The organism is Acinetobacter sp. 251-1, from assembly GCF_030329305.1.
GTDB classification, from domain to species: Bacteria; Pseudomonadota; Gammaproteobacteria; order Pseudomonadales; family Moraxellaceae; genus Acinetobacter; species Acinetobacter piscicola_A.
Genome location: NZ_JACANS010000012.1, coordinates 15,071 through 28,248 on the forward strand (window position 1 = coordinate 15,071; position 13,178 = coordinate 28,248).

At 38.3% G+C, this 13,178-nt stretch carries 13 protein-coding genes; 11 read left to right on the forward strand and 2 right to left on the reverse strand.

The annotated features are described in order from the left end of the window. The first annotated feature begins 128 nt into the window (after positions 1 to 128). The 11 genes from HX129_RS11170 (at position 129) to hpaR (ending at position 11,166) form a co-directional block, all read left to right on the forward strand. The gene (locus HX129_RS11170) at positions 129 to 788 is read left to right on the forward strand and encodes a fumarylacetoacetate hydrolase family protein (RefSeq protein ID WP_286434081.1); all 660 of its coding nucleotides are present in this window, start codon (positions 129 to 131) and stop codon (positions 786 to 788) included. A gap of 2 nt (positions 789 to 790) precedes the next feature. Then, positions 791 to 1,555, forward strand: a complete 765-nt coding sequence (locus tag HX129_RS11175; RefSeq protein ID WP_130073086.1) for a fumarylacetoacetate hydrolase family protein — start codon at positions 791 to 793, stop codon at positions 1,553 to 1,555. Between the two features lie 15 nt (positions 1,556 to 1,570). Then, on the forward strand, positions 1,571 to 3,031 hold the full coding sequence (hpaE, locus tag HX129_RS11180) for a 5-carboxymethyl-2-hydroxymuconate semialdehyde dehydrogenase (protein WP_130073087.1): 1,461 nt from the start codon (positions 1,571 to 1,573) through the stop codon (positions 3,029 to 3,031). A gap of 53 nt (positions 3,032 to 3,084) precedes the next feature. Further along, on the forward strand, positions 3,085 to 3,945 hold the full coding sequence (gene hpaD, locus HX129_RS11185; RefSeq protein ID WP_130073088.1) for a 3,4-dihydroxyphenylacetate 2,3-dioxygenase: 861 nt from the start codon (positions 3,085 to 3,087) through the stop codon (positions 3,943 to 3,945). A gap of 21 nt (positions 3,946 to 3,966) precedes the next feature. Then, entirely contained in the window at positions 3,967 to 4,356 is a 390-nt protein-coding gene (locus HX129_RS11190) for a 5-carboxymethyl-2-hydroxymuconate Delta-isomerase (RefSeq protein ID WP_130073089.1), read from the forward strand. Positions 4,357 to 4,370: 14 nt separating this feature from the next. Next, a complete protein-coding gene (gene hpaH / locus HX129_RS11195) occupies positions 4,371 to 5,174 on the forward strand; it encodes a 2-oxo-hept-4-ene-1,7-dioate hydratase (RefSeq protein ID WP_130073090.1) in 804 nt (267 codons plus the stop codon). A 26-nt stretch (positions 5,175 to 5,200) separates the two neighbouring features. Then, positions 5,201 to 6,001, forward strand: a complete 801-nt coding sequence (gene hpaI, locus HX129_RS11200; protein WP_180046222.1) for a 4-hydroxy-2-oxoheptanedioate aldolase — start codon at positions 5,201 to 5,203, stop codon at positions 5,999 to 6,001. 11 nt (positions 6,002 to 6,012) lie between these two features. Further along, positions 6,013 to 7,461, forward strand: coding sequence for an NAD-dependent succinate-semialdehyde dehydrogenase (locus HX129_RS11205; protein WP_130073092.1), 1,449 nt, complete (start codon positions 6,013 to 6,015; stop codon positions 7,459 to 7,461). A gap of 355 nt (positions 7,462 to 7,816) precedes the next feature. Beyond that, the gene (locus HX129_RS11210; protein ID WP_286434085.1) at positions 7,817 to 9,190 is read left to right on the forward strand and encodes an MFS transporter; all 1,374 of its coding nucleotides are present in this window, start codon (positions 7,817 to 7,819) and stop codon (positions 9,188 to 9,190) included. 145 nt (positions 9,191 to 9,335) lie between these two features. Continuing rightward, a complete protein-coding gene (locus HX129_RS11215; RefSeq protein WP_286434087.1) occupies positions 9,336 to 10,568 on the forward strand; it encodes an OprD family outer membrane porin in 1,233 nt (410 codons plus the stop codon). A 169-nt stretch (positions 10,569 to 10,737) separates the two neighbouring features. Beyond that, positions 10,738 to 11,166: a homoprotocatechuate degradation operon regulator HpaR gene (gene hpaR, locus HX129_RS11220; protein ID WP_130073095.1), complete on the forward strand. Its 429-nt coding sequence runs from the start codon at positions 10,738 to 10,740 to the stop codon at positions 11,164 to 11,166. Here the strand turns inward: hpaR and HX129_RS11225 are convergent. Continuing rightward, positions 11,150 to 12,355 carry an MFS transporter gene (locus HX129_RS11225; protein WP_286434090.1) on the reverse strand — a complete coding sequence of 402 codons (1,206 nt, stop codon included), beginning with the start codon at positions 12,353 to 12,355 and terminating at the stop codon, positions 11,150 to 11,152. The two genes, hpaR and HX129_RS11225, sit on opposite strands and share 17 nt — an antisense overlap. A gap of 333 nt (positions 12,356 to 12,688) precedes the next feature. Next, positions 12,689 to 13,162 carry a cell envelope integrity TolA family protein gene (locus HX129_RS17795; protein WP_372403277.1) on the reverse strand — a complete coding sequence of 158 codons (474 nt, stop codon included), beginning with the start codon at positions 13,160 to 13,162 and terminating at the stop codon, positions 12,689 to 12,691. Positions 13,163 to 13,178: the final 16 nt, after the last annotated feature.

Consider the following 13,178-nt stretch of genomic DNA (forward strand, 5'->3'; position numbering starts at 1 on the left):
AACATGATTTTTACAATAATATGTAAAAATCACTTGCAAATCGTTAATATATTAACTATAAAGTTAATATGTTAACTAAATTGTTTCTTGTCTAGTAGGGAACACTGGAATTTAAGTCGAGAACATAAATGAATGATCTGAACCAAATTGTAAAACAAGGGAATATTTTTGGTATTGCTTTGAATTATAAAAAACTGTACAGCACATTGCAGGCACAATTTAATGAAAAACCTTATGTAAAAGAACCCATTAAACCAGTTCTTTTTATTAAGACACCGAACACACGTAACCAATCAGGTCAGCTTGTTGTTAAGCGTGTGGGTGAGGTTTTACAAGCAGGCGCTGCGGTCGGTATTGTGATTGCAAAAGCAACAAGTCGTGTCAAACAGGCAGATGCCAATAATCATATCGCAGGCTATGTGGTGATCAATGAGCTGAGCTTACCTGAAGATAGTTACTATCGTCCTGCAATTAAAGCAAAGTGCCAAGATGGCTTTTGTGTCATAGGTGATGTGGTTGCTCAAGACCAAGTCAACAATGTTGCAAATTTAGAACTACGTGTCTATGTCAATGGTGAGTTAAAACAGACAGGGAATACTTCGGATTGGATTCGTAGTCCTGCGCAAATCATTGAAGAAATTTCAGATTATATGCCGCTCAATGAAGGGGACATTATCATCACAGGTACACCATTGGGTCGCCCTGCTTTATTAAAAGGTGATGTGGTTCGTGTTGAAGTGGATCAATTGGGTGCTGTGGAAAATACCGTTCAGGAACAGGGAGTGTAATCATGAAAACTGCACGTATTCGTTATAATAATGAAGTTTTAAATGTTGAAGTTCTTGATGATTTACAAGTGAAATTACCTTCAGGTGACGTGTTGACTGAGCAACAAGTGGAATGGCTTCCACCTGCACAAGGTACCATGTTTGCACTGGGTTTAAACTATGCAGACCATGCGCGTGAATTGGCTTTTGAACCACCTAAAGAACCCTTGATCTTTATTAAAGCACCGAACACGTATACAGGTCACAACAAAAATACATGGCGTCCAGACAACGTGGACTATATGCACTATGAATGTGAATTGGTTGCGGTGATTGGTAAAACGGCAAAAAATGTCAAACGTGAAGATGCGCTAGATTATTTAGCGGGTTATACCTTGTGTAATGACTATGCGATTCGTGACTATTTAGAAAATTATTATCGTCCAAACTTACGCGTAAAAAACCGTCATTCAACGACACCAGTTGGACCGTACATCATTGATGCTGCCTCAGTGCCGACACCAAATAACTTAAAACTGCGTACCTGGGTGAATGGTGAACTTCGTCAAGAAGGGACGACTGCAGATATGATTTTTGATGTGCCATTTTTAATTGAATACATCTCATCATTTATGACTTTACAACCAGGCGACATGATCGCGACAGGGACACCAGAAGGGTTGTCAGATGTAGTCCCAGGGGATGAAGTTGTGGTTGAGATTGAAGGTGTGGGGCAGTTACGTAACCACATTATTTCTGAAACAGAATTTTTTGCACAAAACGCATAAGAGAAGGAATTTGACATGATTAAGCATTGGATTAACGGTAAAGAAGTTGAAAGCCAAGAAACATTTACCAACTATAACCCTGCAACCATGGAAGCGATTGGTGAAGTTGCAAGTGGCGGACAAGCTGAAATTGATTTAGCCGTTGCAGCAGCAAAAGCGGCAGCACCTAAATGGGCAAGAACGCCTGCCAAAGAACGTGCACGTTTGATGCGCAATTTGGGTGATTTAATTGACCAAAACGTAGCAAAAATTGCAGAGTTAGAAACGTTAGATACTGGTTTGCCGATTCATCAAACCAAGAATGTATTGATTCCACGTGCATCGCATAACTTCAACTTCTTTGCGGAAGTGTGTACCCGTATGAACGGTCATACTTATCCTGTGGATGACCAATTTCTAAACTACACATTACATCAACCTGTGGGTGTATGTGGTTTAGTGTCTCCGTGGAATGTCCCGTTTATGACGGCGACATGGAAAACTGCACCATGTTTAGCATTGGGTAATACTGCTGTACTCAAAATGTCTGAACTTTCTCCAATTACGGCGAATGAATTGGGACGCTTAGCACTTGAAGCGGGTATTCCTGAAGGTGTATTTAACGTAGTACAAGGTTTAGGTTCAACTGCGGGTGATGCACTTGTTAAACATCCTGATGTCCGTGCTATTTCATTTACAGGTGGTACAGCAACAGGTCGTAAGATCATGGCCAATGCGGGTCTGAAAAAATACTCTATGGAGCTTGGTGGTAAATCTCCAGTGCTTATTTTTGAAGATGCTGACTTAGAACGCGCTTTAGATGCTGCATTGTTCACTATTTTCTCTTTAAATGGCGAGCGTTGTACTGCGGGTAGCCGTATTTTCATCCAAGAATCGGTTTATGATGAGTTTGTCAAAGAGTTTGCGCGTCGTGCTAAAAATATCATTGTCGGTGATCCGCAAGATCCGAACACACAAGTGGGTTCAATGATCACGCAAGCACACTATGACAAAGTCACAGGCTATATCAAAATTGGTCTTGAAGAAGGCGCAAACATGGTTGCAGGTGGTTTAGAGCGTCCTCTGAATTTGCCAGCGCATTTACAAAAAGGGCAGTTCATTCAACCGACGGTATTTGCTGACGTAGACAACCGTATGCGTATTGCACAAGAAGAAATCTTTGGCCCTGTCGTGTGTTTAATCAAATTTAAAGATGAAGCCGATGCGCTTCGCTTGGCTAACGATACCGAATATGGTCTAGCGTCTTATATTTGGACACAAGACATTACCAAAGCACATCGTTTAGCGGCAGGCATTGAAGCAGGTATGGTGTTCATCAACAGTCAAAACGTGCGTGATCTTCGTCAACCATTTGGTGGTGTAAAAGGTTCGGGTACAGGTCGTGAAGGTGGTGAATATAGTTTTGAAGTATTTACCGAGCTTAAAAACGTCAGTATTTCAATGGGTACACATCATGTACCAAAATGGGGTGTGTAAACGCCCCCTTCGGGAAATAAATACAGTATTTTAAAATTTCAGGAAGAAAGAATATGGGTAAGCTCGCTTTAGCTGCAAAAATTACACATGTACCGTCCATGTATTTATCAGAATTGCCGGGACCGACCAACGGAATTCGTCAGGCAGCCATTGATGGACATAAAGAAATAGGTCGCCGTTGCCGTCAGTTAGGTGTCGATACCATTGTGGTCTTTGATAGTCACTGGTTAGTCAATAGTGCCTTTCATATCAATGCTGGTGCACATTTTGGTGGTGTCTATACCAGTAATGAATTACCGCATTTTATTCAAAATATGGAATTTGATTACGATGGTAATCCAGAACTTGGTCAGTTGATGGCTGAGGAAATCTGTAAAACAGGGATTCGTGCCCAAGCGCATAATATTGAAAGCTTAGAATTAGAGTATGGCACATTGGTTCCGATGCGCTATATGAACCAAGATAAACATTTTAAAGTGGTCTCTGTTTCTGCATTTTTAACTTCACATGATTTACAAGACAGCCGTAAATTTGGTGAAGGTTTGCTCAAAGCGATTGAAAAATATGACGGTACAGTGGCGGTATTTGCTAGTGGTTCATTATCACATCGTTTTATTTGGGATCGTGAATATAAGCGTGGTATGGATGAATATACCCGTGAGTGGGATCGTCAAGTCGACAAGCACGTGGTAGGCATGTGGGAACGTGCGGAGTGGAAAGAATTTACTGACATGTTGCCTGAATATGCAGAATACTGCTATGGCGAAGGTGGTATGCATGACACGGCAATGCTGCTTGGACTCTTAGGTTGGGATCAATACGACAAAGCTGTAGAAATTATTACACCTGCATTTCCAAGTTCAGGTACAGGGCAGATTAATGCGATTTTCCCACTGCCTGATTCAATGGCTTAAATCATAAAAAGGAGATTTTTGATGCCACATTTTATTGCGGAATACAGTGCAAATTTAGAAGATGCTGTTGATTTTCAGGATTTATTCGAGCAAGTGAATAATTTCTTAGGTGGCACAGGAATCTTCCCTTTAGGTGGCATTCGTAGCCGTGCAATTCGTATGGATAAATTTCGAATGGCAGATGGTTTACATGATTACGCCTTTGTCCATATGACCTTAAAGGTCGGTTCTGGGCGAGATTTAGAAACCCGACAGCGTGTTGCAACAGCATTATTTGAAAAAATTGAAGCATTTTTTCAGCCATTGAAAGATCAGCGTTTATTGGCGATTTCTTTTGAAATGACAGAACTTGATCCTGTTCTTAATTTTAAATCCAATAATATTCACCAGTTTTTAAAAAATAATGGCTAGATAAGGATATCGAGATGTTAGAGAAAGCAAAAATTCAGGAACTTGCGTTACAACTGGATCAAGCAGAAAAATCAGGTACGCAAATGCGTCAGTTTTCTTTGCAATATCCTGAGATCACCATTGAAGATGCCTATGCAATTCAAAAAGCATGGGTGGCGCATAAAATTGCCAATGGGCGTAAATTGGTTGGGCACAAAATCGGTTTAACTTCACGTGCGATGCAAGTGTCATCGAATATTACCGAACCTGATTATGGCGCATTATTAGATGATATGGTCTTTGAGGAAGGCTCTGATATCCCGATGTCACGTTTTATTGTGCCACGTGTGGAAGTAGAGTTAGCGTTTATTTTAGGTAAGCCACTTTCAGGGCCAAATTGTACGATTTTTGATGTGTTGGATGCGACAGATTATGTTATTCCTGCTATCGAAATTATTGATGCACGTTTACACAATGTTGATCCTGAAACTAAAATTACCCGTAAAGTATTTGATACCATTTCTGACAACGCAGCCAACGCAGGTATTGTGTTAGGTGGTCGTCCAATTAAACCGAATGAACTCGATTTACGTCGTATTTCTGCGATTTTATACCGTAATGGCGTGATTGAAGAATCGGGTGTATCCGCTGCAGTACTGAATCATCCTGCTAAAGGCGTAGCATGGTTAGCCAACAAATTACATCCTTATGGTGTGACCTTGGAAGCAGGACAAATTATTTTAGGCGGTTCGTTTACCCGTCCTGTGGCTGCACAAGCAGGTGATACTTTTCATATTGATTATGACCAACTGGGTTCAGTGGCATTTCGTTTTATGTAATTGCGTATTCAGTTGAGGTATAGATCATGTTAAATCCGAAAAATACATTTAAACAAAAGCTTAAAACACAACAACAGATTGGCATGTGGGTCGGTTTAGCAAATAGTTACTGTGCAGAAATTGCTGCCAATGCAGGCTATGATTGGTTGTTGATCGATGGTGAACATGCACCAAATGACATTCGTAGTATTTTAGAGCAGTTACAGGTGATAGCACCCTATGCAAGTCAGGCCGTTGTACGCCCTGTGACAGGCAGTGTGCCACTCATTAAACAATTGTTAGATGTGGGTGCACAAACTTTACTGATTCCGATGGTTGAGTCAGCAGAGCAGGCAGAGCTGATGGTTAGTGCAACGCGTTACCCACCTGAAGGTATTCGTGGTGTGGGCGCAGCATTAGCCCGTGCATCACGTTGGAATAATATTGGTGATTATTTGCAACATGCCGAGGATGAAATTTGTGTTTTAGTGCAAATTGAGTCGAAAAAAGGTTTAGAAAATTTAGATGCAATTTTAGCCGTTGAAGGTATTGATGGCGTCTTTATTGGTCCAGCTGATTTATCCGCTGCTCTAGGCTATCGTGGCAATCCGGGTCATCCTGATGTACAACAGATTATTGTCGATACCATTGCAAAAATTCGACAAGCAGGCAAAGCGGCAGGTATTCTATCTGCAGATGAAAGTCTTGCAAAACAATATTTAGCGTTAGGTACAGAGTTCGTTGCAGTCGGTGTAGATACAAGTTTGTTAATGAAGTCAATGAAGCAACTTCTTGGTAAATTTAAAAACATTGAAGAAAAAGCACCACAAGGACCGAGCGTCTATTAAGGAGAATGTAGATGCAATTGTCAAATTCAGCATTATTGAAAAACCAAGTATTTATTGATGGTCAATGGGTTTCTGCTACAGATCAAAAAACTTTTGTGGTCACTGATCCTGCAACAGGTGAAGAAATTGCACGTGTACCATCGGTCACGACTCAACAGGTAGAACAGGCTGTTGAAGCAGCAGATGAAGCACTTAAAACGTGGAAACTAACTACAGCAAAAGAGCGTTCACTTTTACTTAAAAAATGGTATCAATTGATGATCGATCATCAAGAAGATTTAGCGATTATTTTAAGTACCGAGCAAGGTAAATCGATTACCGAAAGTCGTGGTGAAATTTTGTATGGTGCGAGTTTTATCGAATGGTTTGCCGAAGAAGCTAAACGTACTTATGGCGATGTGATCCCACACGATAAACAAGGTCGCCGTTTGGTGGTGATTCGTCAACCTGTGGGGGTGGTGGCTGCCATTACACCATGGAATTTCCCCAATGCCATGATTACTCGTAAAGTCGGTCCAGCCTTGGCTGCTGGTTGTACGGTAGTGATTAAACCAGCATCAGAAACACCTTTATCTGCATTAGCTTTGGTGGCTTTGGCTGAACAAGCAGGTATTCCAAAAGGCGTTGTCAATGTCGTGACAGGCAGTGCACGAGAGATTGGTGCGGTGTTAACTTCTCATCCTGCGGTGAAAAAAGTTTCATTTACGGGTTCAACACAAATTGGCAAATTGTTGATGGAACAGTGTTCATCCACCATGAAAAAAGTCAGTATGGAACTAGGTGGAAATGCACCTTTCATTGTGTTTGATGATGCTGATTTAGATCGTGCTGTTGAAGGTGCGATTGCCTCAAAATTCCGTAACAGTGGTCAAACCTGTGTCTGTACCAACCGCCTTTTGGTGCAAGACAAAGTTTATGATGCCTTTATTGAAAAATTAGCTATTGCGGTGAAAAAATTGAAGGTTGCACCTGCATTTGAAGAAGGGGCAGAACAAGGGCCTTTGATTAATGAAAAAGCAGTTGAAAAAATTCAGGAACATATTGAAGACGCAACATCAAAAGGGGCAAAAATTGTGGCGGGTGGTCATCGCCATGCTTTAGGTAAAACATTCTTTGAGCCAACCATTTTAGCGGATGTTACACCTGAAATGTTGGTGGCAAACGATGAAACTTTTGGACCATTAGCACCTGTTTTTAAGTTCTCTACCGAAGAGCAAGCCATTCAAATGGCAAATGATACTGAATTTGGTTTGGCTTCTTATTTGTATACTCAAAATTTAAGCCGTGCATGGCGTATGGGCGAGGCACTTGAGTATGGTATGGTGGGCATCAATGAAGGCATTATATCCACAGAAATTGCACCATTCGGTGGGATTAAAGAGTCTGGTGGAGGTCGAGAAGGATCTAAATATGGTATTGAAGACTATATGGAACTAAAATATATGTGTATGGGAATTTAATAGTTTTTTAAATATTTTAAGTAGTATTTTTAAAGCTTAAATCACTCTGAATTAACACAAAAATTCTCTATATATGAGAATTTTTGTGTTTTAATCGTGATTAACTATTAAAAATAAAATTATTAAATATTGCACATATTTAGTTAATATGTTAAATATATTATTCGCAACCATATACCTTGAACGGATTTTAAGTGTATATGTTGAGTTTTCGAAAAGGGTAGAATTTTTATTTAATTATATAGTTAATATATTAATTAATATTAAATTCTTAGATTTTTAGGTTCGTATTGCTTATTAAACAAGACGACCTATTAATGAAATGGAATATCTGAAAAGGATATGGGAGAAGGAAATGACAACATCATCAGTATATGTTGCTCCTACAGAAAAAATGACCACAGATGAAAAGAAAGTTGCATTTGCAACGATTATTGGGACAACTGTCGAGTGGTACGATTTTTTTATTTACGCAGCTGCCGCAGGTTTAGTATTTAAAACTGCATTTTTTGCACCAGCAGGTAATGCACTAGGTACTTTATTGGCTTTTGCAACTGTTGGCTTAAGTTTTCTATTTCGTCCATTAGGTGCATTTTTAGCAGGCCATTACGGTGACAAATATGGTCGTCGTGTGATTTTGGTCTTGACTCTTGTTTGCATGGGGTTATCTACAGCATTGATTGGTTTATTGCCGACTTATGAAACCATTGGTGTAATGGCACCAATCTTGTTATTGATATTACGTATTTTACAAGGTTTGTCGGCAGGTGGTGAATGGGGCGGTGCAGTATTGATGGCCGTAGAACATGCACCTACCCATCGTCGTGGACGTTTTGGTTCATTTCCACAAATTGGCGTGCCATTAGGCTTATTACTTGCATCTGGTATGTTTGCATTGATGAGTGGCGTGATTGCACCAGGTGATGCATTCATGGAATGGGGATGGAGAATTCCATTTTTATTCAGTATTGTCTTATTGTTTGTTGGACATTGGATTCGCCGTACAGTAGAAGAAAGCCCAGTCTTTGAAGAAATTAAAGAGCGTAAATCTGCATCTGAAACACCAATCCTTGACTTATTTAAAAAACACTCAACACTGCTATTTCTAACGGCTTTATTGTTTGCAGGTAACAGTGCTGTAGGGTATATGACGACAGGTGGTTTTATTCAAAACTATACAACCAATCCTGATGGTGCTTTGCATATGGCACGTACGCCAATCTTGATGTGTGTGGCATTATCTGCAGCAGTTTGGTTGTTATTTACTTGGATCTCAGGTGGATTATCAGACAAAATTGGACGTAAAAAAACTTATATCATTGGTTGGATCATGCAATTGGCAGGTGTATTGGCATTATTCCCATTAGTGAACATGGGGACAGTGGCTTCCGTTGCTGTGGCATTGAGTATTTTATCCATGGGAATTGGTTTAACGTATGGCGTAATGTCTGCATATTTTTCTGAATTATTTCCTGCATCGATTCGTTTCTCGGGAGTATCTATTGCCTATGCTATTGGTGCAATCTTAGGTGGTGCATTCTCTCCTTTAATTGCAACATGGTTGATTGATTTGACAGGGAGTACTGCTTCTGTTGCGATTTATCTTTCTGTGATGACCTTGATCGGTTTAGTTGCAACATTATCTTTACGAGACCGTACAGGTATTCCATTAGGCCCTGATCATGAAGCGGAACAAGCTGTTTCTCCCGTGGTCTGGCATAAAAAATAATTTTTAATCAATTCAGGGGTGATTATGCTAATAAACTTAATATGTTAATTATATTTTATTGGCATAATAATTTTAGAAAAGGAAATCTATTGTGTTTGTGCATAAGTGAAAGTTTCACTTAAAAACATAGTAATAAGGATAGATTATGAATAAGAAAATCATCGTTTCATGCATTTGTGTTGCGCAAGGATTAGTGCTAACAACTGCTCATGCTGACTTTATCAAAGATTCAGAAACGACATTACAATTACGTAACTTTTATGTTGATCGAGATTACGATGGTAATGTGGTAAAAGACCATGAAAACTGGTCACAAAGTGCAAGCCTGATTGCGAAATCAGGCTATACCGATGATGAGCTTGTGCAAGTCGGCTTAGATGCATCTATACGCTATGCGGTACGTTTAAATGAAGATAAACATGCACCAAATTACATTATGCCGTATGACCCTGTCACTCAAACGCAAGACCCAGACCAACTAAAATTGGGGGGAACGCTGAAACTGAAAAAGAGCAAGTCTGAGTTAAAAATAGGTGAAATTATTCCTAAAAACCCAGTACTACACACAGATGAATCTCGTCAATTACCGACCACATTTTTAGGTGCGGTATTTGAAAGTAGTGATATTCAAGATACGAAACTTACACTTGGGCATATTACCAAAGTAAATGCACGTGATGATGATCATTATAAAGACCTCAGCTTAACTAATGGTAAAATCGTGGCTCATAGTGATGGCTTTAATATGTTTGGTGTCGAACATAAATTTACCCCGCAAATTACTGGTACTTATTTTTATGGTGGTTTAGAAGATATTTATAATCAGCACTTTGCTGGTGTTTCATATCAACCAAAGTTTTCAGATAATTTATCATTGCGTTCAGATTTGTATTATTTTAATACAAGAGACACAGGGGACAGTGCAGCAGGAAAAATTGATAATGATGTGATTTCAACGCTGAATGTACTGACGTATGGTAACCATAAATTTGGTTTGGGTTATCGTCAACAATTTGGCGAAACAGGATATCCTGCATTAAATGGTTGGGTACCTCAACTTTACCTTGCCAATTGGACGGTTTCAGTATTTTCTAAGCCGAAAGAGCGTTCATTTCAGTTCCGTTATGATTATGATATGAAAGGTATTGGCTTGGATGGATTAAACTTATTATTACGTTATTACACAGCAGATAATGCACATGTAGGTGAAATTCGTGATGGTAAGGAAGATGAATTGGATGTGTTATTGTCTTATAAAATCCCTGAAACTTATATTAAAGGGCTAAATTTCCAATGGTTATATGCGAAAGCAACAACTGATTTTGGCCCTGATTTTACAGAAAATCGTGTTGCATTGACTTATAATTATAAGTTTTAAGATATCCTAAACATCATAAGGGAAATAGTCACTATTTCCCTTATTTTTGAATAAAATTGCTTTATTTAATTTTTATAAATTGATCTATATGATTATTTAGGGTAAATCCAAGATATATTTCAGATCTGAAAATGTTAAAATTAATTGTGTTTATTGAGAAAATGACTTCATGAAAAAAATTCGTCCTTCATTAACCTTAGCGCTTTTACAGGCAAGAGAAGCGGCAATGTCTCATTTTAGACCTGCTTTAAATGAAAGGGGTTTAACGGAACAACAGTGGCGAATTATTCGTATTTTGTACCAATATGGAACTTTAGAAAGCAATCAACTTGCTGAATTGGCTTGTATTTTAAAACCTAGCCTAACAGGAATTTTAAACCGGATGATCGAACAAGGGAATATCCAAAAAGACAAAGATATTCATGACCAACGAATCAATTTGATTAGTTTAACTGATGCTGGAAAGGAATGCTTTGAACTACAGGCAACCAAAATGGAAGCATCATATAAAAATATTCAGGAACAATTTGGACCTGAAAAAATGCAACAATTGATGGAATTGTTAAATGATTTATCTAAGATCAAAATGAATTCTTAAGAGCTTTGTTTTGAAAGAAACACACGCATAAATAGATCGTTAAAATCGCACAAAAGCCAAGCATAGTGTATTTTGCACCGAAGAAAGAGGCAATGAAACCCGCTGCCAATCCACCTAAAGCATCAAAGCCAAAGCGGGTAGATGTATAAATTGAGACTACGCGCCCTCGAAACTCTGCGGGTGTATTTTTTTGAATGAGAATGTTAGTGGAAACATTGGCTGTGGAAATGCCGAAACCTAATAAAAATAATGCAATATAATACGAAAATTGTAGATTGAGCGTGCCAAGTAAGAGCAGCCCAATCGCACAAAACCCCATGTTGTATTGAATGCGAGTTTGAGTTTTTTCAAAGTTTTGTGTTTTGGCTAAAATTAAGGAAGAAATCAAAGAGCCAATACCTGCCATTCCCCATAAATAGCCCAAAGTGGTCTCATTGCCTTTTAAATAGTCCTTTGCAAATACAGGAATGAGTGCCACATAGCTAGATGCTGTGAGATTTAATACAGCAATATTTAGCATCATTTTTCTATATTCTTTATTTTTAAAAACAAAGCTATAACCTTGTAGAAATACTTTTTGTATATTCTCCGTTACACGGTGAACCGCTACATTTTTCATTAAGAGCAATGCAATGATTAAAAATAAATAGGAAACAGCATTAAAAATAAAACAGGTCAAGGCATTGCTGACAGCTAAAATCAAACCTGCAATAGGTGGACCAATGAAACGGCATGCATTAAAAATCATGGCATTTAACGCCAATGCATTGGCAATATTACTTCTATCATCAACCAAATCACTGATAAATGACTGCCGTAAAGGAGTATCAATTGCAGTTAAAACACCCAATAAAATCGATAATGCCAAAATGCCAAGCTGATTTAATAGACCCAAATAGGTCAAAACTGCTAACAGCAGTGCTTGGATCAGAAAAAGAAATTGAACAAAAATCAATGCCTTTCTTTTATTGAGTTTATCTATGACTGCACCCACAAATGGACTCACTACTAGTTGTGGTGCTAAAGCAAAAAAAGCAATTAAACCCAATATAGGGGCTGAGTGGGTTAATTCATACGCAAGCCAAGCAAGAGCAACTTGTTGTATCCATGTCCCAAGTGTAGAAAACGTATGTCCAATAAAATAATTTCTGAAATTAGGATAACTTAAACTAGAAAATATGGATGACATATTATTTGGGGACTTGAAATTAAATTAACATGTTAACTGATTTGTGAGGGTATGAATATTAGAATTTATGTAAATTTTAGAGCGCGTTAAATGAAATTGATCAGTTCAACCTGCAGATCAACGAAAGGTGAATCTACCTATAGTTTTATTTTAAAATAAAAGAATTAAAATGGGAATTAAATCAGGGTTATATCATCAACTGATATCTGATATTTAATGATTTAAACACGCATATTCGTTTATTTTCTTATAACAGGATATTGATTTGCAGAATAATGTGATTTTTTGCAAAAAATAATCAACCCGATCGAAGTCAGGTTGATTTTTACCTGATTATTTTACAGTAAAGCTTGCTGTAAAACTGCGTGCTTCACGCCGTGCATCAGGGTCTGACGGCATTGGGAAGGGTGCAGCTGAGTAAACGGCTTGTACTATGCTTTCTTTTAGCATTGGATCAGAGGCATTTACAAGAATAATAGAAGATACAGCACCACTTTCGGTTAAAATAATACGAGCAGTTGCTTTTTGCGCCGAAAGACCTACTGGTATGCTCCAAGCATTATGAATTTTATTTACAAAATCACGTTTGGTAGAAGGTACGATTATTTGAGTTTCAGCTTTTTTATTTACTTCCATAGCTACATTTTCTGTAGTTTGATTTTTAGTTTGGGTTGTAATATCGGACTCAATTAGATTAGATGTATCCAATAGCTTAGAGTAATTCATTTGAGTGAAGTGATCAGTGCTACAACTCTGGATTAAAAATGCTAAAGATAAAATAAACAATACATATTTTTGAATATTCAATATATTTGTCCTTAGA

Excerpts from the sequence above, each read along its gene's own strand:
- HX129_RS11205 (WP_130073092.1), top strand. The coding sequence starts at position 6,013 with ATGCAATTGTCAAATTCAGCATTATTGAAAAACCAAGTATTTATTGAT.
- hpaH (WP_130073090.1), top strand. The coding sequence starts at position 4,371 with ATGTTAGAGAAAGCAAAAATTCAGGAACTTGCGTTACAACTGGATCAA.
- hpaR (WP_130073095.1), top strand. The coding sequence starts at position 10,738 with ATGAAAAAAATTCGTCCTTCATTAACCTTAGCGCTTTTACAGGCAAGA.
- HX129_RS11210 (WP_286434085.1), top strand. The coding sequence starts at position 7,817 with ATGACAACATCATCAGTATATGTTGCTCCTACAGAAAAAATGACCACA.
- HX129_RS11175 (WP_130073086.1), top strand. The coding sequence starts at position 791 with ATGAAAACTGCACGTATTCGTTATAATAATGAAGTTTTAAATGTTGAA.
- HX129_RS11170 (WP_286434081.1), top strand. The coding sequence starts at position 129 with ATGAATGATCTGAACCAAATTGTAAAACAAGGGAATATTTTTGGTATT.
- hpaI (WP_180046222.1), top strand. The coding sequence starts at position 5,201 with ATGTTAAATCCGAAAAATACATTTAAACAAAAGCTTAAAACACAACAA.
- HX129_RS11190 (WP_130073089.1), top strand. The coding sequence starts at position 3,967 with ATGCCACATTTTATTGCGGAATACAGTGCAAATTTAGAAGATGCTGTT.
- HX129_RS11215 (WP_286434087.1), top strand. The coding sequence starts at position 9,336 with ATGAATAAGAAAATCATCGTTTCATGCATTTGTGTTGCGCAAGGATTA.
- hpaD (WP_130073088.1), top strand. The coding sequence starts at position 3,085 with ATGGGTAAGCTCGCTTTAGCTGCAAAAATTACACATGTACCGTCCATG.
- hpaE (WP_130073087.1), top strand. The coding sequence starts at position 1,571 with ATGATTAAGCATTGGATTAACGGTAAAGAAGTTGAAAGCCAAGAAACA.
- HX129_RS11225 (WP_286434090.1), bottom strand. The coding sequence starts at position 12,355 with ATGTCATCCATATTTTCTAGTTTAAGTTATCCTAATTTCAGAAATTAT.